The 23,860-nt window shown below is 52.9% G+C and carries 24 protein-coding genes; 22 read left to right on the forward strand and 2 right to left on the reverse strand.

What is annotated here, in order from left to right:
• Positions 1-344 precede the first annotated feature (344 nt).
• The 3 genes from GXP58_07660 (at position 345) to GXP58_07670 (ending at position 2,248) form a co-directional block, all read left to right on the forward strand.
• Positions 345-1,703 carry an NAD-dependent succinate-semialdehyde dehydrogenase gene (locus GXP58_07660; protein ID NOY53480.1) on the forward strand — a complete coding sequence of 453 codons (1,359 nt, stop codon included), beginning with the start codon at positions 345-347 and terminating at the stop codon, positions 1,701-1,703.
• 108 nt (positions 1,704-1,811) lie between these two features.
• Positions 1,812-2,024 carry a type II toxin-antitoxin system HicB family antitoxin gene (locus GXP58_07665; protein ID NOY53481.1) on the forward strand — a complete coding sequence of 71 codons (213 nt, stop codon included), beginning with the start codon at positions 1,812-1,814 and terminating at the stop codon, positions 2,022-2,024.
• The gene (locus GXP58_07670) at positions 2,021-2,248 is read left to right on the forward strand and encodes a type II toxin-antitoxin system HicA family toxin (protein ID NOY53482.1); all 228 of its coding nucleotides are present in this window, start codon (positions 2,021-2,023) and stop codon (positions 2,246-2,248) included. The genes GXP58_07665 and GXP58_07670 overlap by 4 nt, the downstream gene beginning before the upstream one ends.
• Before the next feature lie 204 nt (positions 2,249-2,452).
• Here the strand turns inward: GXP58_07670 and GXP58_07675 are convergent, their stop codons facing one another.
• The gene (locus GXP58_07675) at positions 2,453-3,526 is read right to left on the reverse strand and encodes a porin (protein NOY53483.1); all 1,074 of its coding nucleotides are present in this window, start codon (positions 3,524-3,526) and stop codon (positions 2,453-2,455) included.
• Positions 3,527-4,230: 704 nt separating this feature from the next.
• Between GXP58_07675 and GXP58_07680 the strand changes: the two genes are divergently transcribed.
• From GXP58_07680 to GXP58_07750, 15 genes are all read left to right on the forward strand, one after another.
• Positions 4,231-4,623, forward strand: coding sequence for a thioredoxin fold domain-containing protein (locus GXP58_07680; GenBank protein ID NOY53484.1), 393 nt, complete (start codon positions 4,231-4,233; stop codon positions 4,621-4,623).
• Between the two features lie 50 nt (positions 4,624-4,673).
• A complete protein-coding gene (gene soxX / locus GXP58_07685; GenBank protein ID NOY53485.1) occupies positions 4,674-5,060 on the forward strand; it encodes a sulfur oxidation c-type cytochrome SoxX in 387 nt (128 codons plus the stop codon).
• Positions 5,061-5,144: 84 nt separating this feature from the next.
• Positions 5,145-5,669 (forward strand): thiosulfate oxidation carrier protein SoxY, encoded by a 525-nt coding sequence (soxY, locus tag GXP58_07690; protein ID NOY53486.1) that lies wholly within the window; start codon positions 5,145-5,147, stop codon positions 5,667-5,669.
• Positions 5,670-5,758: 89 nt separating this feature from the next.
• Positions 5,759-6,094 carry a thiosulfate oxidation carrier complex protein SoxZ gene (gene soxZ, locus GXP58_07695; protein NOY53487.1) on the forward strand — a complete coding sequence of 112 codons (336 nt, stop codon included), beginning with the start codon at positions 5,759-5,761 and terminating at the stop codon, positions 6,092-6,094.
• 49 nt (positions 6,095-6,143) lie between these two features.
• A complete protein-coding gene (soxA, locus tag GXP58_07700) occupies positions 6,144-7,001 on the forward strand; it encodes a sulfur oxidation c-type cytochrome SoxA (GenBank protein NOY53488.1) in 858 nt (285 codons plus the stop codon).
• A 61-nt stretch (positions 7,002-7,062) separates the two neighbouring features.
• A complete protein-coding gene (gene soxB / locus GXP58_07705; protein NOY53489.1) occupies positions 7,063-8,721 on the forward strand; it encodes a thiosulfohydrolase SoxB in 1,659 nt (552 codons plus the stop codon).
• Positions 8,722-8,981: 260 nt separating this feature from the next.
• On the forward strand, positions 8,982-10,532 hold the full coding sequence (locus GXP58_07710; protein ID NOY53490.1) for a phosphate/phosphite/phosphonate ABC transporter substrate-binding protein: 1,551 nt from the start codon (positions 8,982-8,984) through the stop codon (positions 10,530-10,532).
• A gap of 6 nt (positions 10,533-10,538) precedes the next feature.
• Positions 10,539-11,987 (forward strand): hypothetical protein, encoded by a 1,449-nt coding sequence (locus GXP58_07715; GenBank protein NOY53491.1) that lies wholly within the window; start codon positions 10,539-10,541, stop codon positions 11,985-11,987.
• Positions 11,988-11,992: 5 nt separating this feature from the next.
• Positions 11,993-13,354, forward strand: a complete 1,362-nt coding sequence (locus tag GXP58_07720; protein ID NOY53492.1) for a sigma-54-dependent Fis family transcriptional regulator — start codon at positions 11,993-11,995, stop codon at positions 13,352-13,354.
• Between the two features lie 251 nt (positions 13,355-13,605).
• A complete protein-coding gene (locus tag GXP58_07725) occupies positions 13,606-14,838 on the forward strand; it encodes a YeeE/YedE family protein (protein ID NOY53493.1) in 1,233 nt (410 codons plus the stop codon).
• Positions 14,839-15,005: 167 nt separating this feature from the next.
• Complete coding sequence (locus GXP58_07730; protein ID NOY53494.1) at positions 15,006-15,368, forward strand: DUF302 domain-containing protein; 363 nt, start codon at positions 15,006-15,008, stop codon at positions 15,366-15,368.
• Entirely contained in the window at positions 15,365-15,952 is a 588-nt protein-coding gene (locus GXP58_07735) for a thioredoxin fold domain-containing protein (protein ID NOY53495.1), read from the forward strand. Before GXP58_07730 ends, GXP58_07735 begins: the two co-directional genes overlap by 4 nt.
• Positions 15,942-17,300: a TolC family protein gene (locus GXP58_07740; protein NOY53496.1), complete on the forward strand. Its 1,359-nt coding sequence runs from the start codon at positions 15,942-15,944 to the stop codon at positions 17,298-17,300. Before GXP58_07735 ends, GXP58_07740 begins: the two co-directional genes overlap by 11 nt.
• On the forward strand, positions 17,300-18,118 hold the full coding sequence (locus tag GXP58_07745) for an efflux RND transporter periplasmic adaptor subunit (GenBank protein NOY53497.1): 819 nt from the start codon (positions 17,300-17,302) through the stop codon (positions 18,116-18,118). Before GXP58_07740 ends, GXP58_07745 begins: the two co-directional genes overlap by 1 nt.
• Positions 18,119-18,176: 58 nt before the next feature.
• On the forward strand, positions 18,177-18,398 hold the full coding sequence (locus tag GXP58_07750; protein ID NOY53498.1) for a sulfurtransferase TusA family protein: 222 nt from the start codon (positions 18,177-18,179) through the stop codon (positions 18,396-18,398).
• A 185-nt stretch (positions 18,399-18,583) separates the two neighbouring features.
• On the opposite strand, the gene GXP58_07755 is transcribed toward GXP58_07750, so the two are convergent.
• Positions 18,584-20,470, reverse strand: a complete 1,887-nt coding sequence (locus GXP58_07755) for an ATP-binding cassette domain-containing protein (GenBank protein NOY53499.1) — start codon at positions 20,468-20,470, stop codon at positions 18,584-18,586.
• A gap of 243 nt (positions 20,471-20,713) precedes the next feature.
• Between GXP58_07755 and GXP58_07760 the strand changes: the two genes are divergently transcribed.
• The 4 genes from GXP58_07760 to GXP58_07775 all read left to right on the forward strand — a co-directional run bounded on the left by GXP58_07760 (position 20,714) and on the right by GXP58_07775 (position 23,824).
• Positions 20,714-21,031, forward strand: a complete 318-nt coding sequence (locus GXP58_07760; protein ID NOY53500.1) for a cupin domain-containing protein — start codon at positions 20,714-20,716, stop codon at positions 21,029-21,031.
• 506 nt (positions 21,032-21,537) lie between these two features.
• A complete protein-coding gene (gene folE, locus GXP58_07765; protein ID NOY53501.1) occupies positions 21,538-22,101 on the forward strand; it encodes a GTP cyclohydrolase I FolE in 564 nt (187 codons plus the stop codon).
• 39 nt (positions 22,102-22,140) lie between these two features.
• Positions 22,141-22,854, forward strand: a complete 714-nt coding sequence (locus GXP58_07770) for a 5,10-methylenetetrahydrofolate reductase (protein NOY53502.1) — start codon at positions 22,141-22,143, stop codon at positions 22,852-22,854.
• Between the two features lie 88 nt (positions 22,855-22,942).
• The gene (locus GXP58_07775) at positions 22,943-23,824 is read left to right on the forward strand and encodes a 5,10-methylenetetrahydrofolate reductase (protein ID NOY53503.1); all 882 of its coding nucleotides are present in this window, start codon (positions 22,943-22,945) and stop codon (positions 23,822-23,824) included.
• Positions 23,825-23,860: the final 36 nt, after the last annotated feature.

Raw genomic sequence — 23,860 nt, forward strand, 5'->3', positions numbered from 1 at the left:
AACTTCCCAATCCCACATCATTTAAGGTGGGGCAGGAGTACTTTTTTTTCTTGACAACTGTCAACCATATCAGCTTGTCGAAGGAAGCCGGCCGAAGGGTCGAAGGGCTTCGACTTTTTACGAGACCATCAAAGTTTACAGTCGTAAGGAGGCTTTCCGTGAGCAATGTACAAAGTTTAAACCACGCGGTGTGGGATTGCAAGTATCACATGTGAATTCCGAATGGTCGATTCTCTCGGTGCGTCACCGTGTTAACGAACAGGCTCCCAAGGGTTGCGAATTTTCGCAATTATGGCATAGTGTGTAGACTGGTAAAGAATTCGGAAAAGGAGTTTTAGATGGCTATTCGATCGATCAATCCGGCGACGGGTGATGTGCTGGAGTCTTTTGAAGAATGGGAGGAGGGGAAGGTTGCATCGACGCTTCACGATGTGGACCGGGCCTTTCAGTCCTGGCGGGAGACCTCTTTCGGTGAGCGGGCGGCCCTCATGAAGAAGGCGGCCGAGGTGCTGCGGGGGAACGTAGAGGAATACGGGCGGATCATGTCCACGGAGATGGGCAAACCGATCGTTCAGGCCCGAGCCGAGGTGGAGAAGTGCGCCTGGGTTTGTGAATATTATGCGGAGCACGCCGAAGGATTTCTGGCGGATGAGATCATTGAAACGGATGCCGACAGAAGTTATGTCCGTTTTGCTCCCCTCGGTACGGTTCTTGCCGTCATGCCCTGGAACTTTCCTTTCTGGCAGGTCTTCCGTTTTGCCGCTCCCGCCCTGATGGCCGGGAACACGGGGGTGCTGAAACACTCCTCCAATGTTCCGGGATGTGCCCTGTCTATTGAAAAGGTTTTTCGGGAGGCCGGTTTCCCTGAAAATGTTTTTCGGAGTCTCCTGATCGGTCCTTCCCGTGTCGAGGCCGTTATCGAAAGCCCCTTCGTCCGGGCCGTCACCTTGACCGGGAGCAGTGCCGCCGGTTCCAAGGTTGCGATGCAGGCCGGGCGTGTCCTGAAGAAGAGCGTTCTGGAATTAGGCGGAAGTGATCCTTTCATCGTTCTTGCCGATGCGGATCTGGAAGAAGCGGCCGGGATCGGGGTGAATGCCCGGTGCCTCAATTCCGGGCAGAGCTGTATCGCCGCAAAGCGGTTCATCGTCGTTGATTCCGTGCTGGACGATTTTCTTTCCCGCTTTCGGAAGAACATGGAGGCACTTGTCGTGGGCGATCCTTTAGGCGATGCGACGCAGGTCGGTCCCCAGGCAAGGGAGGATCTGATGCGCGATCTCCACGACCAGGTGGAACGGTCCGTTGCGCAGGGAGCGATGTTGATTACAGGCGGCAAGCCTCTCGAGCGGCCGGGGTACTTTTATCCTCCTACTCTTGTCTCGAATGTGAAGCCGGGGATGCCGGTCTTTGACGAGGAACTCTTCGGCCCGGTGGCGGCGGTGATTTCCGTTGCGGATGAGGAAGAGGCGGTGATGCGGGCGAACCAGACCTGTTATGGGTTAGGCGCCTCGATCTGGACGAAGGATCCCGTCCGGGGGGAACGGCTTGCCCGGAGGATTGAAGCAGGCGCCGTTTTTATCAATGGGATGGTGGCCTCCGACCCGAGACTTCCCTTCGGCGGGATCAAGGCCTCGGGCTACGGCCGGGAACTCTCCCGTTACGGGATCAAGGAATTCGTGAACATCCAGACGGTGTGGGTGAAGTGAAAAAAGAGGGTCTTTCTGAATCCTGCCGCTATACGTAAAGTTTGTTGACTTCAAGGATCTCTTCTGATACTTTGCGTGTATAAATTGTGCTGATACTTGGAGGTGGACATGAAATTTCGTGTCATTGTTGAACAAGATGAAGATGGCGTTTTTGTTGCCGAATGTCCGACTTTGCCGGGATGTGTATCACAGGGGGCCACTTATCGGGAAGCTGTGCTGAATATCTCTGAGGCAATCAAGGGCTATCTGGAGAGCCTGAAAAAACACAATGACCCCATTCCTCCTCCGATTTATGAAGAAATCATTGAGGTCAATGTATGACAAGACTTCCGGTCATTTCCGGCAAGGAAGCTGTCAGGGCATTTTCAAGAATTGGATATCAGGTTGACCATCAGACAGGAAGCCACATTATCTTAAGGCGAGAGTCCCCTCCTTTTCGACGACTTACAATCCCCAATCATAAAGAACTTGCGAAAGGTACTTTTCGTGCGCTTTTACGGCAAGCTGGAATCAGCGTGAAGGAGTTTCGTGATCTTCTTGGATAGAATCCTCCGTTCTTCATGGCTTGCTGAAGATCTTCCGGTGGAGTTTTTTCCGGTGGTTGGGAAGTAACCTTCGGTTTTCCTTTCTGCACGAGGCTGCTTCGCCGCAGCCGGAAGGGATTGTGGAGAACGCTCATATTATAAAAGCCCGGTCGGAAAATTCCGGCCGGGCTTTTGGTTGGGGGGGGGTACAACTCTGTCGGTTGATTAAAAACTGACCTGGAACTGGGCCAGCACGACGTTATCCTTGTATCCGCCGGTTACCTTCGTGTTCCATTCGTCTCCGCCGGTAAAAACGTAGTTCAACTGGATCCTCGCGCTCTCCTTCTTTTTCGGGAGGAGGTAGATGTTCAAACCGACGAAAGTGTTGGTCAGGTTGGTATCGTTCAGATCTTCCTTTCCGGAGTAGTAGCGGACGACCCCTTCCAGCATCGGGGTGAACCGGTAGCCTGCATGCAGATACCAGACCTTCTGGTCTTTGTCCTTCGTTCCCTTAAGATTGGAGCCGTCGATATATTCCCCTTTCAGTGTCAGGTGCTGGATATGGTAGGCGGCTGCGGCGTCCCAGACCTTGTAATCTTCGGTGTTCGCTCCGCCGGCGTTCTGACTCTTGCCGAAGGATGCTTCGGCGTGGAGGGTTTTTCCCATGTCGTAATGAATCCGGGCCGCATAGGCTGCGTCATCCCCCTTGGTGCCGGCGGAAACCACGGAACTTCGCGTCGTCGGGTTGAAATAGCCGATATCGTAACCGAGCCCGGTGCCGCCGATATTCCGGCCGCTCAGCATGGCGCCGAGGGAACGCTCCAGGACCAGTTTCTTTTCCATGCCCCGCTTTGTGATGTCGAGTTTTTTCCCGGAGATGTTGAAGTCCATCCCCACGGGTGTCTTGAACATCCCGACCTGGACCTTTGCGGCCTTGTTGAACTTGTAACCCACAACGGCGTCCTTGATGATTTGCGGCAGGAGGCCGACGTTTGAACTGTCCGTTTTGTTGAAGTCAACCTGGAGTTTACTGAAGACCTTCCCCCATTTCACCTTGTAACCAAGACGAACCCGGTCGGCGCCGAACCGAAGGCCGTTGTCGGTGTTGGTCTCTTTTTTCATGAGTCCGTCCCCGGTCTCGGCCGTCATCTGGGAGAATCCGAAGAGGTTGAGTTTAAGCGTCCGGCCTGCGACGTCTTTCTTGAAGATTCCTACGGCTCCGGCTCTCCCGGGCGCCGTGGCCATGACAAAGAACCCAACGATCATCCATATTCCTGCGGTGGTAAGAAGTTTTTTCAATGTTGCGCCTCCTTTCGTACAATTTCCGTTTGTGATGCTCTAAACATTGCGAATCGGAATGCTTGGCCTGTAACTCGTAGAGAGCATCAGGACTTAAGGTTGCTTTTTATCACCTCCCCCATGATGAAGTGTGTAGGATGTTTTGTGGTAATGTACGGTACAGCAAAAAACATGCCTGTTTTTCTTGGTCTTCTTGTCGGTCGGACCGGCGGAAATGGACATAACAGAACAATTTTCCTGATCGGCATGTTCAGGAATGTACAGTTTTTTGTTTTGATCGAGGCCTCATTGTTGATGTTTTCTGAGTGAAGGTCTGACTTCACCGGAGCGGATTCCCGCTTTCGTTTGATTCATGCTTTTGTCGATGGTTCAAACATCCAGGGTTTTCGGGGTTTGCCCTTGTGCTGTACGGAGCATACGATTCCGACGGCGCAACGAGCATCCTGATTGTGTTGTATGTCGGTGCAGATCGTTTGCCTGCGTGTAACAGGGGTTGTGAATGGAAGCCCGGTTTTGTCTTTGTTCTCCGTCCATCCCGTTCCGCAAGAGGAGCATCATGAACGCACGTTTCCGTACAGTTGAATCATACGGGGTGTCCGGAAATGTACATTCTTGTCCTGAATTGTCCATGAATAATAGGCATGTGCTTTGCATATTCCCTCTTTATGAAATGCTCTCATTTGATTGCTCTTATCGTGTTGGTGATGTCGTCCTTGGTAATGACCTCGGGTGTTTTTGCCGAGGCTCCGATCAAGATGCTTTTTTTCTATCAGAATGGATGCCGCTGGTGTATGCAGATGGAAGAAATCCTTCATGAGCCGGATATGGAGGGTCTTCTTTCACGACGTATACAGGTGATCCGGATTAATGTTCAGGGGCGGGAAAAAACTTCTGTTCTTGGAAAGGAGGGGAGGGATCTGGCACAGGAGTTTCACGTTTATGGAACCCCCACAATCATCCTGGTCGGAGGTGGAGAGAAAGAACTTCTAAGAATTCCGGGTGCTCTGTCGAAGAAGGATTTTCTGGACCTTGTCTGTCGATATCTTCCGGATATGGGGAAGAAGACCGGTTGTGGGAAAAAAAACGGGACATTATAGTGTTAAAATAGGATTCTTGATGTTAACGGACGTGGGAAAGGAGAAGCTTTATGGATGTAAGGGAGAAGGTTTTGTTCAAGGGGTTTTTCGGGGTGTTGGCAGGAGTCGTGATCCTCTCGGTCATCTTCGCAGCGCCGATTTGGGCTCATGCCGGGAATGCCGGGAACGGAGAGAAGATTGTAAAGACCCGGAAGCTGGGAAACTGTATTTCCTGCCATTACCTTCCCGGTGTTGAATCGCCGGGGGATATCGGACCGAGCCTGGTGGATGTGATGCGGGGATTTACGAAGGCGGACCGCAAGGTAGTTAGACAGTGGGTCCGGGATGCCCGGAGATTCAATCCCGACACGATTATGCCGCCTTTTGGTCCCAACAAGCTGTTGACGCCTGAACAGATTGATGATGTGGTTGAATATCTTTTCACCTTGAAAAAATAGCTGTGGAAGAATGAGGGGGGGAGGACGAGTTGCGTCCAAAACTCAGGAACATTCACAATCTTTAAACGAGTAAGGAGATCAGCAATGAAAGAAAAGGGTCAAACGTTGTCGAGAAGAGAATTCCTGACGAAAACCGGCTTTGCATCGGTTGCTCTTCTTACGGTCGGCACTCTTGGTTCCGTCATTCCCGTCCGTAAGGAAAGTCTTGCCTCTTGGATCGCTCCGCGTGATGCTGCAGCGATGGCGTTGAAAGATGTCAACGAGGAACTGAAGGCAACCTTTGGGAACCGGAAGATCGAGCTGTCCCATGTGACCATGAAGGCCCCCATTATTGCGGAAAACGGCGGCGTGGTACCAATCAACATTTCTTCAGATCTGCCGATGAAGCCGGGGAACTATGTAAAGAAGATTTATGTCTATGTGGATAAAAATTATGATCCCTATGTCGGTAGTGTCGATCTGACTCCGGCGAATGGGAAGGCCGCCTTTTCACTCCGGATCAAGATGCGGAAGACCTCTCAGGTGCGTGCGATCCTGGAGACGAGTCAGGGTAAGCTTTATGCTGCGGTGAAGACCGTTAAGGTAACGATCGGTGGGTGTGGCGGTTGATTTTCCATTCCCTCATCGGAGGATTGTCACGGGCTGCAGGAACGACTATAAACCATCGTTGAAATGAGAAAGAAATAAGGAGAATAACAATGCCTAAAGGAGTGGGAAAGATCAAAATCAGATTGCCCAGAACCGTGAAAAGAGGCCAGGTGATTGCAGTGAAGGCGCTGATTACGCATCCCATGGAGACGGGGTTCAGGAAAAACAAGAAGACCAAGAAAAAGATTCCGGCTTATTATATCAATGATGTGAGCGTTTTTTACGGGGGCCGACTCGTCACGCATTCGGACTGGACGATTGCCGTCAGCACGAATCCTTTCATCACCTTCTATCTGAAAGCGGACAAGACGGCGCCGTTGAAGATTGTCTGGAAGGATAACAAAGGCGGGGTTTTTGAGAAGACCGTACAGATTATACCCCGGTAGATTGTGTGTCCGAATATTCCTATCCAACTGAGTGGGAGGTAATGGGAAAATGCAAAATAAGATATCGATTCTGTTGAATATGATGGCCGTCTTTACCGGAGTCGTTCTGGTTCTGGGAATTCTGAATTCCTGTGCAGGCACCCGGGAAGCAACACACTCCGGTGGTACGGTTGTCAAAGAGTTTACACCGAGCATGTCTTTCGAAGAGTATCAGAAACGTTATAATGAGTACTACGGGGATGCAACTGCGCAGATGGCCGAGGAGGGAAATCCGGCGGAATTTCTCCTGGATGACGGCAAGGATCTTGCTAATACCGTGGCCGGGACCAAAGGGAAGTCGTGTGCAAGCTGTCATGGAAAGGATGCTGTAAAGCTGAAAGGGGTGGCCGCGACCTTCCCGAAGTACAATGCCGATCTCAAAGGAATTATGACTCTTCCCCTACAGATTAATCTTTGCCGGAAGAATGCGATGGGCGCCGAGCCCCTGAAATACGAATCCTATGATCAACTTTCTCTGACCATGTATATCCGGTCCCTCTCCAACGGGATGCCGATTCATGTTTCTATCGACGGCCCGGCCCGTCCTTTTTATGAAAAGGGCAAGGCCTTTTATTACAAGCGGCAGGGGCAGTGGAATTTCAGCTGTGCCATCTGTCATGTTAAATATGCCGGTTACCGGGCGCGGGCGAACCTGCTCTCGAATAACAAACACCATGTTGATCACTGGCCCTGCTATCGGCTCAAATGGGGCAAAACCGGGTCTTTGCATAGGCGGTTTCGGGGCTGTATGAAGAACATGCGTGCCAAACCGCTGGCCTATCAGAGCGAAGACTATCGGAACATGGAACTCTATCTGACCCACATTGCCAACGGAGAGCCGATCCAGGTGCCCGGGATGAGAATGTAAGGTATCATGGGGGGAGTCCGCCGCAATCAACCGGGGATAGGATTTTCAGAAGGAGTGAATAATGCGTTTGACAAGACGGGATTTTATGCAGATGGCCGGACTTGCGGTCGGCTCCGCCTGGCTGACTCCGTCGGCGCTCGCCCGCAAATTGCGGCCGGAGAATCTTCTTAGATTCACGCCCAAAGGGGACCTCACTATCCTGCATACTACGGACAGTCATGCACAACTGGTCCCGATCTATTATCGGGAACCGGATGCTAATATCGGCGTCGGAGCTGCGGAAGGCAAGCCACCTCATCTGTGCGGCAAGGAATTTCTCAGGTATTACGGCCTGAAGCCGGACAGCCTTGAGGCCTATGCCTACACCAGTGACGATTATATCGCCCTTGCGAAGGAGTTTGGGAAAATGGGGGGATATGCCCACCTGATGACGCTGATCCGGAAGATTCGGGCGGAGCGGTCGGGCAAGGTCCTCTACATCGATACCGGGGACACCCTGCAGGGATCGGCGACGAGTCTCTGGACCCGCGGCGAAGATATGGTCCGTGTCCTGAACCAGATGGGATGTGAAGCGTTGGCCGGGCATTGGGAATTTACCTATGGTGAAGAACGGGTCCTGGAACTGGTCAAGATGATGAACTTTCCCTTCCTTGCACAGAATGTGCATGATGCCACATGGGGTGATCAGATCTTCAAACCCTATACGATCAAGTCCGTCAACGGTCTTTCCGTGGCGCTGATCGGGCAGGCCTTTCCCTACACACCGATCGCTAATCCGAGGCGGTTTATTCCAAACTGGTCTTTCGGGATTCGGGAGGAGAACATGCAGTCCGTTGTGAACGAGGTTCGGGCCAAGAAGGTCGATCTCGTCGTGGTGCTTTCCCACAACGGGATGGATGTGGACCAGAAAATGGTCAGCCGGGTCAAGGGAATTGACGTGATCCTGGGAGGGCATACGCATGATGGTGTTCCGAAGCCGGTGGTGGTTGGGAACACGCTGGTTATCGGATCAGGATGTTACGGGAAGTTTCTCTCCCGGCTGGATCTCGATGTAAAAGGGAAAAAGATTGTCGATTATTCTTATCGGCTGATTCCCGTGATGTCGGAGATGATTGATCCGGACCCGGAGATGGAACAGTTGATCCGGAAGATCCGGCGGCCCTATCAGAAAAAACTCGGGGAAGTTGTCTGCGAGACGGAGAGTCTGCTCTACCGCCGCGGGAATCTGGACGGCAGTTTTGACGAGCTGATCTGTGATGCCTTGCTGGATCATTACGATGTTGATTTTGCCCTTTCTCCCGGCTTTCGCTGGGGGCGTACGGTTCTGCCCGGTCCGGTAACAGCGGAAGATGTCTATTCGCAGACGGCATTGACCTATCCGAACACCTATAAAGCAAAGATCAGTGGAAAAACACTGAAGGCGGTTCTGGAAGACATTACCGATAATATTTACAACCCCGATCCCTATCGTCAGCAGGGGGGGGATATGGTCCGGAGCAAAGGGCTCGAATTCAGTGTGATCCTCGCGGGGACCATGGGGAACCGTGTGCATAATATCAAGGTTCGGGGCAGGGACGTGAAACCGGATGACCAGTTTACCTTTTCCGGTTGGGCCTCCATGGCCGAACAGCCGGGGCCGCCTGTTTACGATATTGTCCTGAACTATGCACGAAAAAAGAGAAAGGTCCGGGTGAAGCTGGATCGGCCGAAGTTGATCTGATCCACCGGGCTTTCGCTGGGAGTTATATGCCTATCCGGTCTTTTGATGCTCTTCGGTAATGAAAGGCCGTGATATTCGAAAAACGGGCCATCCTGTATATCTCTAAGATTGCTTCAGCGTTGCGCAAAGGCTGGCTCCTTTCATCAGTTTATACGGAATCGGTGACTGAGGTGCTCTTGAAGCGGATTGACTTTGAGGGCACTTTTTTTTAGAATGAGCCGCAAGTTGCTTTGAAAATCTTTCCCGAAGGGAACCGTCCCATGAAGCAGGCAATTTCTTGCAATGCTTCAATTTTCTGGCTGTTGTTCAGTATTCTCTTCCCGCTGCCGGTATATGCCGTATCGGCTGGTTCCCATGCCGCTTTGCGAATGATCGTCATCCCGATGAGACCGCCTTCCCGGATGTACAGGGATTTCCTGCCTTTGAAACATTATCTGGAGAAAAAACTGGATCAGCCGATCGATCTGGATGTTGCGCGAAAGAATTCTGAAATTGCCCAACTCTTCGAAAAAAAAGAGATCGATATCGCCTTCGTTTGTCCTACCCTCTATTGTGATCTGACGCGGGCGGTCTCCGTGGTTCCTCTGGTGAAACTGCGGATTAACGGGAGTGATCAGTATCGGAGCGTCCTGGTGGTCCGGAAAGATTCTCCGATTTATCGAACAGCGGATCTTTATGATCGTACACTGGTCTATGGGAGGTATTACTGTCCCGGTTCGGGGCTTCTGCCGAGGATCATGTTCAAACGGGTCGGTTTGTCCGAGAATGATTTTCTGGAAGTGGTCAATCTCGGGAATGACGAGAGCGCCCTCCTGGCCGTGATGGCCCGGATGTTCGACGTCACCGGTGTGCCGGAGATGGCCGTGAGTCTCCTGGAAGAGAAAAACCTCCGTATCCTCCGTTATTCGGATCCGATACCGCAGTATCTTTTCGTGGCGCGCAACGGCATGGATGAGAAGTTTATTCAAAAGTTGAAAGAGGAAATGCTCGGCTTAAACCATGATGCGGACAAGCAGGCCATCATCGGCGGCATCGAAAAAGGAGTGGATGGATTTTCGGAGGCGAAAGATTCCGATTACGACATTGTTCGTGTGCTGATTGAAAGTCTGGACGGGGGGGCGGTTGGATCCGCATTTTCCAAAGGGGAACATACCCTTGTCGTAGAGCCGCTCTATTATGATGCGGATCTTTTCCGTCGGCTGAAACCGTTTCTCTCGAGATTGCGATCGGAAACGGGCTGGAATTATCATCTTCGTATTCCGGAGAGTATCAAGGCATTCCTGAAAGATAAAGAGGAGGGAAAAGGGGACTTCTACCTTCAGGAAGCCGGACTTTTCTCCCAATTCGGGACTTCCCGGGAAGAATCGATCGGCTCGTTGAGTCTTGTGCCGAAGGAGGCGAATCGTGCTGTGATTGTTGTACCCGGAAGAGGTGCTGTGAAGAGGTTGAAGGACCTGCGGGGGAAAACGGTTGGAGTCCCTTCACGGTTTTCGGAAGGCGGTTTTCTGGCTCAGACGCGTTGGTTAAAGAATCAGGGTATTCCGCAGGATTCCATCCGGGTCAAGGTCCTGGGAACCTGTGAGAATGTCTTGATGAATGTCTATCTCGGGAAGGTGGATGCCGGTTTCGTGACGCTTGATACGTTTCAGCGTTTGGAAAAAGACCTCCAGCCGAAACGTGTCGTGATCCTTGGTGAGACCCCTCCCCTCGGTGATTGGGTGATTACCGCTCGCAAAAATGTTCCTGACGTGATCAGGAAGAAAGTTGGGAAGATCCTTGAAGAAGAGGTTTTTCGCTCCCCGCGGAACTGAGTGGACATGAATCTGTTTCGGAAGCTTCACTACGGTACCAGTATTAAAACCAAGGGTGTGATCTATGTCATTGTATTGATCCTGGTGATTTTTCTGACTGTCAGTGTCCTGGTCATGTCAACGGCCAGAAAGAACCTTGTCGAACAGCTCGATCAATTTCACTGGAGCATTGCCCGGAAAGTCTCTCTGACGGCTTCGGATGCCCTCTTGTCCCGTGACTACGGATTTCTGATGGAGCAGATCCGGCAGTTGAAGTCTTCCGGGGAGGTGCGGGGGATCCGGATTATTGATAATCGGCATGTGATCATTGCCTCGGATCAGGTTTCCGAAATCGGGACCTCGGATGCCGAGCTTGCGGAGTATTTAAAACATCAGGGAGAGAAATATTGTGTCCCGGCAGAGAGTGGAGCGGATATTCTCATGCCGGTTGAGATCGAGAAGGATATTCTGGGGGCATTGAAGGTCAGTTTTGACTGGGATGCCGAGAGGAAACGCATTGATCAGGAGTTCGGACGAACCTTCCGTCAACTTCTTTACCTGGCATTGGTCATCTTTTTTCTCGGGACCGGCGGCGCCTTTATTGTTTCCCGGGCGTTGACTCGACCGATTATTGATCTTTCCAGAAAGATTGAAAAGTTTGATAAGGAGATCTACCCTGAAAACGGTTCCTTGAGTGCCGTCTCTTATAAAGACGAAAGTCTGCAGCTTCAGGATGCCTTTACACGGATGGTCGAGAATCTGAGAAAATATCTGAAAGAATATAAAAGAGTATCTGAGGAGCGGGAAAAGCTGACCTGCATGGCTGCCATCGGACAGATGTCGGCCCAGATCGCGCATGAGACTCGTAACAGTCTCTACGCAATCCGTGGGGCCATCGCCGGTCTGGAAAAGGCGGACAGTCTTTCCGAAGCTCGTGAATATGTCGATGTGATTAAAGATGAAACCCGGGAAATGACCATGATGTCGGACGATTTCCTCCGGTTTGCCAGAACCCCGGAACCGGTGCTGGTCCCCTGTTATGTCGATGATGTGGTGCAGCGTGTGGTGGAACTGCTCGATCCGGACATGGAGGATTCGAAGATTTCGGTCAAGAAGGTCGGGCAGCGGGTTCCGCAGGTCATGGCGGACCCCACCCTGCTGAAACAGGCCATTATGAATCTTTTCCTGAACGCAATCCAGGCCATGGAACAGGGGGGAACGATTACCGTGGAATACCATCCGGCGGGCGATTTTGTTGAAACGGTCATTCAGGATGATGGACCGGGAATTCCCGAGGAGATCAACTATAAAGTTTTCCAGCCGTTTTTTTCCACCAAGATCTATGGGACGGGGCTGGGCCTTCCCACGGTCTATAAATTGATTGTAGCCCAGAAGGGGGAGGTGGATCTGGAAGATTCGAAGGTCGGTGCACGGTTCATGATTAGATTGCCGATTGTGAAAACGAAGGGGGCATAAGCACCATGCAGAAGATTCTGATCGTGGATGATGAAAGAAATATCCGGAAGGTCCTTTCCACCTATCTGAAAAAGGAGGGATTTGAGGTGGAGACTGCCCGAAATTACGAAGAATCTCTTTCCAAGATCGGGGAGCAGAAGATTGATCTGGTCCTTACGGACATGCGGTTGCCGGGGCCCTCCGGGTTGCATCTGCTCCAATGGATCAAGAGAAATCATACCTTTCTGCCGGTGATACTGATTACGGCTTTCGGGAGCATTGACAGTGCTGTGGAGGCGATGAAGAGCGGTGCGTCGAACTATCTCACGAAACCGATGGACATGGACGAGATGATGGCCATTATTCGCCATACCCTGATGAAATCGAAGGGGAGAAATACAGCAGATCAGGCAGAACAATCTGAGGAACGATTCGGGATTATCGGAAGGAGCGCCGCCATCAACGAAGTCATCTCCACGATCCAGGTTGTCAGTTCAAGCCGCGCGAATGTCCTGATCACGGGGGAATCGGGGACAGGGAAGGAACTCGTGGCCGGGGCGATCCATGCCGCCTCTCCTCGCAAGGAACTCCCCTTTATTGCGATCAACTGTGCCGCCGTTCCTGCGGACCTGATTGAAAACGAACTGTTCGGGCACGAAAGCGGCGCTTTTACCGGCGCCGTTTCCAGAGAGGCCGGCAAGATTGAGCTGGCCGACCGGGGCACCCTGTTTCTCGACGAAATCGGGGAGATGTCCCTTTCCATGCAGATCAAGCTTCTTCGTTTCATGCAGGAAAGGGTGTTTTTCAGGATCGGGGGAAAGAGCCAGATTGCGTCGGATTGCCGGATCATTGCCGCCACGAATCGTGACCTGGAAGAAGAGGTGAAAAAGGGGCGTTTCCGGGAGGATTTCTTCTATCGTCTGAACGTTATCCAGATCAGAATCCCTCCTCTCCGGGACCGGAAAGGGGATGTTCCCCTTCTCGTCAAGCACTTCCTGGATAAATACTCCGGGGAGAACAAGAAGTTTATCCGCGGAATAGATTCGGTGGCTCTTGATGCGCTCATCCAGTATGAGTGGCCTGGGAATATCCGGGAATTGCAGAACATTATCGAAAGGGGCGTGGTCTTGTCCCGCCACGATACCATTGCACTGGAAGATCTCCCCAATAAATTGAAGAATAATTTTTTGGAATCCGCCGGGGAGGAGACGCCGCCGGAGGACCAGGATCTCCTGGCGCTCTCCGGGATGACCCTCGCCGAGCTTGAACGGATTGCCGTTGTCAAATCCTTGAAAGTGGAGAACTGGAACCAGACCCGTGCAGCGAAGAGACTGGGTATCACACGTCGGCAGTTAAGGACAAAAATGGAGAAATACAAACTGCTGTGACGAGGTTTTTCACGGGCATCCCATCATTATAACCCACAGGGTCCGGTATTTCATCTCGTTCATTCCGGAACACTTCCTGAAGCGTCTTTGTACATTTTTGAACATCACCCCGTGGATGACGGTTGCTTGGTCTGTGTAACCTGCTGAATTGAAAAGCTTTACATTGACAGGCATGATATATGCAATTCTCCCGACAATGTGCGGCCAAGACGGATCAATAACTTTCATTTGCAAACCGGAGGAATCAGGAAATGGCGAAGCAGAAGATTCGGGAATTCATAGTTATACTTCTGATTATTGCAGGATTTGTCGGGGTCTTGTACCTGATTTTCCGGACGCGCGGGTTTCTGACGCTTGATCCGGATAGTCTCTCCGACGAAGAAATCGCGTTGATCAAGGCCGCCATCCGAAACCATGTACTTTGGGCGGGATTGTTGATCGGAGGCGTCATGGGAGCGATTGTGCAGCGGTCGAAATTCTGTATTGCTGCGGCATGCCACAGTGTTGTTACGATCAAGGACCTGAGCCAGACCCGGGCGTATGCCACGGCGCTGATCGTGGCGATCCTGGGGACCCAGATCCTCTACAGGACCGGGGAGGTGGATATTACTCGATGTATCTACATTGCATCCCCTGTGACATGGCTCAGTTTTATGGTCGGCGGATTTGTCTTCGGCGTCGGGATTGTTTACGCCGGTGGATGCGCCAGCAGAATTCTCGTTCGTGCGTCGGAAGGGAATTTAGGGGGACTGGTGAGTGTCATGGCTTTTATCTTTTCTTCCGGAGCGACTCTCTGGGGGATTCTTGCCCTGGTGCGGGTAGACTATTTCAATCAACTGACGTTGAATCTGAAGACGCAATACATTCCGCATCTATTACAACAGTTCCCCTTCTGGGTGGTGATCCTGATTGTTGAAGTCTTGCTGTTTGTTTTTGTTTTGTCGGCTCCCAGGGATTCGGAGTGGTGGGGGATGCGCTGGCCGGTTGCCGGGGTTGCAATCGGGTTGACGGTTATTCTCGCCTGGTGGATCAACGGGGCCGCCTATCGGGCAATCCCTTTTATCGATTCTTTTTCCTTTACCGGTCCGGATGATCCGACGCTCCTGCAGACCTGGCGTCCCAAAAGCCTGACTTTTGCGCTGGCGGATGCCCAAACCTTCCGTTATATTATTATGTGGACGGGAGAAAAGATGAATTTTGGGATTGCCACCGTATTTGGCGTGATCGGAGGTGCGCTTTCGGCTGCAATGGTTACCGGGACGTTTCACTGGGTGGCTCCTCCCCTTCAGCAATTTAAATATAATCTCGTCGGAGGACTTCTGATGGGCTTCGGTGCGGTTCTGGCATTGGGATGCAATATCGGGCAAGGGCTCAGCGGATTCTCCACGCTCTCTTTCGGCAGTATCCTGACGATGACCTTTATCCTCATCGGAGCGATTTCGGGCGCCAGGTTCATGAACTGGCAATTAATGAGGGAGGTCTAAAGGTGAGTCCCCTTCGCAGAGTCTTTTTCGGGATTCTATTCCTCCTTTTGGGAACACAATGTGCTTTTTCTCAAGAGACAACGGCCCACCGCTCGTCGCCCTGTGCAAACCCCGTTGTTCTTTATTCCGTGCAAGGGGATTATGATCAGGTTTGGGGAGATCTGAAGATGGCGCTGAACGACCGGGGACTTGTGGTTTCCAGTGTTTCCCATGTGGGAGAGATGATCGATCGGACCGGCAAGGCCCTCGGCAGGACCCGGAAGGTTTTCGGAAAAGCCAATGTGATGGAATTCTGCAGCGCGGTCATTTCCCGTGACATGCTTGAACAGAATGCTCACCTGATTGCATTCTGTCCCTATCAGATCATGGTCTATTCCCTGCCGGATGACGACCATAAGATCTTTATATCCTACCGCCGGCCGATCTGGAACGGTCCCGCGGACCGGAAGGTTCTGGAGAAAGTGGAAAAGCTGGTGAGCGGGATCATCCGAGATGTCGTAGACTTGTACGGAGGTGAATCGGAATTATGATTGCCTTCCTGAAAGATTTCTCCTCCCTCCGCCGGTTGTCTTACCGGCCATTGGTCGTGATGCTGGTTTTGCTCTTTGCCGGGGTTGCCCGGGCGGAAGGCCCTTCGACTTCTCAAAGCGCGGACGGTTTTTTCGATCTTTTTATGGGAGATTTAGGTGAGGAGCTTCAGACAGCTCGGGAAGAGGGGAAAAAGGGAATATTGCTTTTTTTTGAGATTGATTCCTGTCCATTCTGCATTCGTATGAAACGGCGACTTCTGAGCCGTGCAGACGTTCAGGACATTTTCGGCAAGGCGTTCCTCCGGTTTTCCGTCGATGTAGAGGGGGATGTGGAGATCACCGATTTCCGGGGGAAAACCATGCGCGAGAAGGATTTTGCGCTGAATCAGCGTGTACGGGGTACGCCAACGATGATCTTCTATAACCTGAAGGGGAAAGAGGTTACCCGGTATGTCGGTGCGATTGATCGGTTGGATAACCTGTTGTTGCTGGAAGAATATGTGACGGGAGAGGTCTATCGTAAGATGCCCTTTATTCGGTATAAGCGTCTCCACCGGAACACACAAAACAGCCATGTGCCGTAGGGATAGTGACGGAGCAAAAAGACTCTGCTTTGCTTTTTTCTGGATGCTGGTCTGTTGTTTCCCCTGTCTGTGTACGGCGGACCCGATTCGTACGCCTCTCCCCGAGCCTTTGACCCTGCAAAGGGCGCTGGCGTTGGCCGATGAGCCGGATCCGGCCCTTGCCGAGGCCCAGGCGGATCTGGAAGGTGCGGAGGCGGATCGTCGTTTGATTGAATCGACTTTGGGAATTCAGGCCTCCTTTTCCGGAAATCTCCGCTGGATCAAGCCGGATCCCCTCGCTCCGGATCCTTCACAAAACGATTCGAGTCTTCATTTCAATATCAGAAAACGTCTCTATGATTTTGGTCGAAGCCGGTACGGTCTTTCCGCTGTTCGTTCAGAGATTGAAGCCTCTGAATGGCTTTATGAAGATGCCCGGCAGCAGCGGCGCATTGAGATCATGGTTCGTTTTCTTGAGGTTCTTCTCGCGGATATGGAATATGACCGGGACAGTGAGGCCGCCGCCGTGGCCTATGCGCGTTACGACCGGCTACGGGACCGGAATGAACTGGGGCAGGTCTCGGACATTGATCTGCAACAGGCTGCAAGCGAGTATCGTAAGGCACGGCGGGATCGCGCCGTCAGTCAGGCGCCCCAGCGAACCCGCCGTGCCCTCCTTGCGGAGGTCCTCAATCGTCCGGGAGAGCTTCCGGTGACCCTGGTGGAACCGGAATTCGCGGGGCTGGACCGGGATCCGCCGCCGGTGGATGACCTGATCCGGGAGGCTTTGAAAATGAATCCCGTCCTGCGTGCCCTTCGGTCTCAGGTGCAGGCCGTTCAGGAAAAACTGAAGGAGGATCGGGCCGGGCGAAACCCGATCCTTACGGCGGAGATTCATCGGGCTTTTTATAAACGACGTTTTGGTTCCCGGGACCAGTGGCGGGCGGACATGCTGTTGGAGGTCCCTCTCCTGACGGGGGGGACGGTCGAAGCGAACGAGGCCGAACACCTGGCCGAGCGGCATCGACTGGAGGCGCGTCTTGACCGGCGAAGCCGGGAAGTGCGACAGGCGGTGCTGGAGAGATGGGAGGAGATCCGGACACTCCGGCAAGGACTTGTGGAAGCCCGAGCGAGAGTGCAATACCGTGATCTCTATCTCGATCGGAGCCGCTCTCTCTATGAACTGGAAGTCAAGACCGACCTCGGGGATGCCATGACGCAGAATGTGGCGGCGTTCCTCCATGAAACACGAACAAAATTTGAATTGGCGCTGGCGTGGGCCAGACTGGCTGCCTTGACCGGAAAGTCGGCCGGTTTTTTGAAGGCCGAATCCGGGTCGGCGTCGCCTCATAAGAATCGAAAAGATTGATGGGTGAATTCCTGCTTGAGAAAATTCTGTTCCGCCGGAAGAGGGTTGCGGGATGTATCTTTTGCCTTCTGCTGGGAAGCATCCTCCCGGCATGGGCGGTGGAGTACCCCTCGGTCTTGAAATGGGATAGAAGGGTGGAACTCAGCACTCCTGTTTCAGGTATTGTTTCCGAAGTTGCCGTACACGAAGGGGAACGGGTGCGTAAAGGTCAACTTTTGCTGCAACTGGATGACCGTCCCTTTCGGTTGGAAATCGATCGGGCTCGATCGGTTGTCAAGCGACTTGTCGTTGTGCTTGATGAGGCACGGCGGGAGAAGGACCGGGCCGAAGAACTCTATGCCCGCACTGTCCTGTCCGACCATGAATTACAATTGGCCCGGATCGGATGGACGATTGCCGACGCAAAACTGGAATCAGCAAAGAGCGATCTTGCCCGGGCGAAACTGGATCTCGAATACAGTACGGTCCGGGCGCCGTTTGACGGAAGGATCCTGGAGCGGCATGCGGAGGTGGGGCAAACCCTCGTGCAGCGTTTCCGGTCGACGCCGCTCATTGTATTGGCTGCATCGGACCGAATGTGTGCCCAGGCCCTGATGACGCAGGAACAGTTCTCAAACGTTACCCCCGGCCAGAAAGTGATGGTGAAGGTGGAAGGGCATCTTTATCCCGGGACGGTGCGGTCCATTGGCTTAACACCGGTGTCTGCAGAGGTTCCCGGGGCGCTTTATCCTGTGGATATTGTCTTCCGCATCGATCCGGTGATCACGTTTCGGGCGGGACAGCCGGCCACGATTCTTTTCTCCGGCGATTCCTTATAGATATCGTATCCGGAAGAGGTGAAGAAGAGCGGTGGATCCTTCAACTCCGGAACAGGAGATTGACCGTACATTGGATATCCGGGGGTTTGTCTGCCCTCTGCCGGTTTTGAAGACCAAGCAGGCGTTGGATCGGATGAAACCAGGGGAGATTTTGAAGGTGATGGCAACGGATCCGGATGCCGGGGCGGATATTTCACGGCTCTTCAAGCGTCTCGGGCATTCGGTTCTGAACGTCCGGGAGGAGGGAGAGGGGATTACCGTTCTGATCCGTAAAAAATAGCATTGCGCTGCTCCGCTTTTTTGAATATCCCACCTCCTGCCGGCGACCGCTTCCCGGATGCCGTGGGGACGCGATTTTGGGGACGTTGTTACCGGACGTGCATATTGATATTCAGAAAGATTTCTAAAAAATCAAGCGGAGGAAGCTTTCTCCCGTTGATCCTGTCTGAAGAAAACTCGCGAGAATTATCCCCTGAGCGATTCCAGTACTTCCCAACGCTCATAGACCCCGGTCAGTTCATTGTCCAACGCCTCAAGTCTTGCCCTGGTTTCAGCCACCTTTTTGCCGCTTGATCGATAAAAGGCGGGATCCGCCAGACGGGTATGGATCTCTTCCCGTTCCGATTCAAGCGCCTCGATGCGCTCGGGAAGAGCTTCCAGCTCCTTTTGTTCCTTGAAGGTCAATTTCCGTTTTGAGGCCGAACGATCAGGGCGCCTGTCCTTTTTTTTCTCCTTGCCCGGAAGCACGGGAGCGGGCTCTTTTCTCTGTCTGAGCCAGTCGTCATAGCCGCCCACATATTCGTTCACACATCCTTCCCCTTCAAACACGAGCGTGCTGGTCACGACATTGTTGATGAATGCCCGGTCGTGGCTTACAAGAAGGACCGTTCCCGGGTAGTCCATCAGGAGTCCTTCAAGCAGATCCAGAGTCTCCATATCCAGATCGTTCGAGGGCTCATCGAGTACAAGCAGGTTTGACGGTTTCGTGAAAAGCTTGGCCAGCAACAGCCGGTTGCGCTCCCCTCCCGAGAGGACCTTCACCGGGCTCAGCGCACGCTCCGGAGGAAAAAGAAAATCCTGAAGATAACCGATCACATGACGCCGATTCCCGTAGAGGGTCACATAGTCGCTGCCGTCCGCCACATTATCCCGGACACTTTTTTCATCATTGAGGAGCGCCCGGTGCTGGTCGAGGTAGGCTGGTTGGAGTTTCGTGCCGTGCCGGATCGTCCCTTCCATCGGGATAAGTTGACCGAGCAATATCTTGAGCAACGTGGTCTTCCCCGCTCCGTTCGGTCCGATAATGCCGATCTTATCGCCGCGCAGGATCGTTGTTGAAAACCCCCGGATTGTATCAACCCCGCCATAGCTGTAACCCACGCCCTCCGCCTCAATTACGGTCCGCCCCGTCTGCTCCGCCTTCTGTATTTGCATCCGCACATTGCCGATTCCCTCGCGCCGCCCCGCCCGGATCCTGCGCATTTCCTTGAGTGCGCGCACGCGGCCTTCATTGCGCGTCCTGCGCGCTTTCACCCCTTGCCGTATCCAGGCCTCCTCTGCAGCCAGCTTCTTGTCGAACTTGGCGTTTTCTGTGGCCTCCTCCGCCACTGCGGCCTCTTTGAGTTCCTGATAGATCTGATAATTTCCAGGCCAGTTCGTGAGGCGGCCGCGATCGAGGTCCACGATCCGTGTCGCAAGCTTCCGGATCAACATTCGGTCGTGGGTGACAAACAGAAGTGCCCCGCCGAAAGAAAGCAGAAACTCCTCCAGCCACGCAATGGTATCGATATCCAGATGATTCGTAGGCTCGTCCAGAAGCAAAAGGTCCGGCTCGCTGACCAAGGCCCGGGCAAGCAGGACCAGCCGCTTGCGGCCGCCGGAAAGCTCGGAGAACTCCGTATCGGCCGAAAGCTTAAGCCGCGAGAGCATCGTCTCGACGTGCGGTTCTATGTCCCAGCCGCCAGCCGCCTCCAACCGGTGCTGAACATTTTCAAAGGCGGTCATCAGCTTCTCGCTCTGATCCCGGCCCAGCCTGCCGCCCAGATTGTGATACTCGGCCAGCAGTTTTCCCTGCTTACCAAACGCGTCCGCTACCACATCAAAAACGGTGCCGCAAAGCCCCCTTGGAACCTCCTGGGCAAGCCCGGTGATTGTCACCCCCTGCCGGAACACGATGCTGCCTTCATCCGGTTTGACTTCACGGGCGATCAGCCCCATAAGAGTCGATTTGCCTGTCCCGTTCCTCCCGACCAGGCAGACCCGTTCGCCCCGGTCGATAGAGAGATTAATACTCTCGAGAACGGGCAGCCCTCCAAAGCTGATTTTCACACCCTGCAAACTCACCAATGCCATAAAAACCTCTTTTGTTCACCGGAAAACATTCTGTGCGAAGCCTTCCGCTCTTTTCCGGCCTATCATGACGATCATTCATGCAATATCAGGGATAGAATCATAACAGAAATCACACATTTTGAACATTTGCATTCAGTATGGAGGAGATCGCCCGAGATCAGCCTGCTTGTCGATTTGACAAAGCGGCCCCTCTCTGTCATTAATAGGGCTACCTTACTTTATAATGATACTTGGGGAGAGGCCATGGCGGAACATTTTCATATCGACGACATTGCAAGCTTCAGCACGGAAAAAATGACCGTTAAGATTACACACGATTCCATTAATTTTCGACAACTCCTTTTCTGTTTCATGGCCGGGCAGGAGCTTCCCGTCCATTCCCACGATGTTGACTCCGAGATCATCTTTGCAATTATGGACGGAGAAGGAATCCTGATCGAAGAGGGCAAAGAAGTGGAGGTCAAAAAAGGCGATATCGTGATCGGACAGGTTCGGATTCCCCACGGTATCCGGGCTGTGAGCGATCTGAAGGTGCTGGTGACCATCACTCCGCCGTTGTAGTCCAGGATGAAGTTCCAGTCTTTTTATCTGTATATGATGGTGTCGTAAAAAGTCAGTTCCCGGATACCGTTCATGGTTCGACAGGCTCACCACGAACGGAATATCAATCACTTACACCGTTCGCCCTGAGCGTGTCGAAGGGTCGAACGGACTTTTTACGACTTCATCAATTTTGTTTTATTCGTATATTCTAATTTGCCGGGCTGTTGCCGTCTCCCCCTCCATGGATAATGCGTAATTTCCTTCTCTTTTCATAATGTTATGAGCCACGAAGTTTTATATATCAAGTTCGGAATATTTAATTCTTGACAATTAAATAGTGAATTGCTAACTTACCATGCTCCGGGTAACGTTATTGTAAAACAGCGTTTGATTGCCGACGTCCTGCCTTATTGTAGTCCGAATCAGAGTCCTGAAGGTGGTTTGCAGGTATCTCAAGGCGAGACGAGAGGATCATCCGATCTTCATCTTGCTTTGCCGGAAGATGAAAAAACGCGGGTTACGATATGGATACCGACAAGATTGCGAAAGGGGTCCGGTTGATCCTGGAGGGGATTGGTGAGGATCCGGAACGTCCCGGTTTGAAAGAGACTCCTCGACGGGTTGCGGAGTTCTATGAGGAGATTTTCGGCGGGTTGACAGCCGACCTGTCGCAGGTGATCCGGCCGATTGAAGGGGAGGCTCATAAAGAGATGGTCATGGTCCGGGATATTCCTTTCTACTCGGTCTGTGAACATCACCTTCTTCCCTTTATCGGAAAGGCCCATATCGCCTATATCCCGGGGGAAGGAAAGATCGTCGGGTTTTCAGCCTTCACCCGGGCGCTGGATCTGCTGGCCCGAAGACCGCAGGTTCAGGAACGGTTGACCACACAATTAGCCGACCTGATCGTGGCGAGTATCGACCCGCGGGGGGCCATGGTGGTGATTGAAGCGGAGCAGCTCTGTGTCTCCATGCGGGGCGTGAAGAAGGCCGGGGCGAAGACGATTACTTCGGCGGTACGGGGGATCTTTGAGACCCACGAGCGTACCCGGATCGAGATGCTGGAGTTGATGCGGAAAGGGCAATAGGAACCGTTGGTAACCTGAGGAGGAGAGGGAGCAGAGATTATGATCGTACAAGAGACGAAACCGATTGAAACCATCAGGGAAATGCTCAAGGACGTGAAGAAGATCTTTCTCGTCGGCTGTGGAGACTGTGCAACGGTCTGTGAAGCGGGCGGACCCGATGATCTGAAACGGATGGAGGAGGCTCTCAAGGGGGAGGGGATCGAGGTGACCGGGACGGTGATCCCCGATACGAGCTGTCATATCCCCGATGTAAAAAGTCAGATGAAGAAACATGCCGCAGAGGTTGAGGCGGCCGACGCAATCGGCGTGATGTCCTGCGGCGCCGGCGTACAGACCCTGGGGACCCTCTACGAAGAGATGCCGGTCTTTCCGATTAATAACGCCCTCTTCCTGGGGAACACGGAACGATTCGGCCAGCATGTGGAGTTCTGCTCCGCCTGTGGAGAATGCCGCATCGACAAGCTGGGTGCGATTTGCCCCATCACCCGCTGCTACAAGGGGATTTTGAACGGTCCCTGCGGCGGGGTGAATGACGGCATGTGCGAGATCGGAAATGATACACCCTGTGCCTGGGTCCTGGCCTATGAACGACTGGAGAAACAGGGACGGCTCGATAACCTGAAGGATACATCCCCCCCCAAGCGATGGTCGGCGCACTTGAAACCGATGCGTCATCTGAATCCGACGCTCAAAAAGAAGATGGAGGAGAAAGAGGCGAAGCGGAAGGCAAAGGAAGCGAAGAAGGCCGAATAAAATCGCCACGAATAATTCGTGACATTCGTGGCTAAGAATTGGTTTATGTGATTTGTAGCTGAATTTTTCAGGAGGAGAGGCGAGACCGATGAAAAAAACTTTGAAAGAGGCCTTTGAAGCAGGAGAATTTGCCATCACCGGAGAATGCGGGCCGCCCAAGGGGACGGAGATCGATCAGATGCTCCACCATGCCGAAGGGATGCTTGGATATGTCCATGGAATCAACGTGACCGATAACCAAAGTTCCGTCATGCGGATCGGTTCTCTTCCGGTCTGTCGGCTCTTGAAGGAGATGGGGCACGACCCGGTCTTCCAGATTACCGGCCGTGATCGTAACCGTCTGGCGATCCAGTCCGATCTTCTGGGCGCCGAGGTTCTCGGGATCAACAATGTCCTCTGTCTCACCGGAGACGGTGTCCAGGCGGGGGATCACAAGGATGCCAAGCCGGTCTTCGATCTCGAATCGGTCCAGATTCTCCGGACCGTGGAGGCCTTGAACGGCGGGAAGGACCTGGCGGGAAATGAAATGAAAGGATCGACTTCCCTTTTTCCCGGGGCCGTGGTCACGCCGGAATCGAGACCGATTGAGCCGCAATTGATGAAATTTGAAAAGAAGATCAAGGCGGGGGCGAAATTTTTCCAGACCCAGGCGGTCTATGATGCCGAAAATTTCAAGGACTTCATGAAATTTGCCCGGCAGTACGATGTGAAAATCATGGCCGGCCTGGTCCTTTTGACCTCGGCGGGGATGGCGAACTACATGAACAAGTTCGTGCCCGGCGTGATGGTCCCCCGGAACCTTATCGACCGGATGAAGGAGGCCGGTAAGGAGAAGGCGATCGACACCGGGATCGATATCATGTGTGAGTTCATCAACGAGACGAAGGATCTCTGCGACGGTGTCCATATCATGGCCATCGGGAAAGAGGAACTGGTGCCGGAAATTGTAAAGCGTGCAGGCCTGGCTTGATAGAATCGTTCAAACCGTTCAAATGGTTTCAACCGG

The organism is Deltaproteobacteria bacterium (genome assembly GCA_013151235.1).
Classification (GTDB): domain Bacteria; phylum CG2-30-53-67; class CG2-30-53-67; order CG2-30-53-67; family CG2-30-53-67; genus JAADIO01.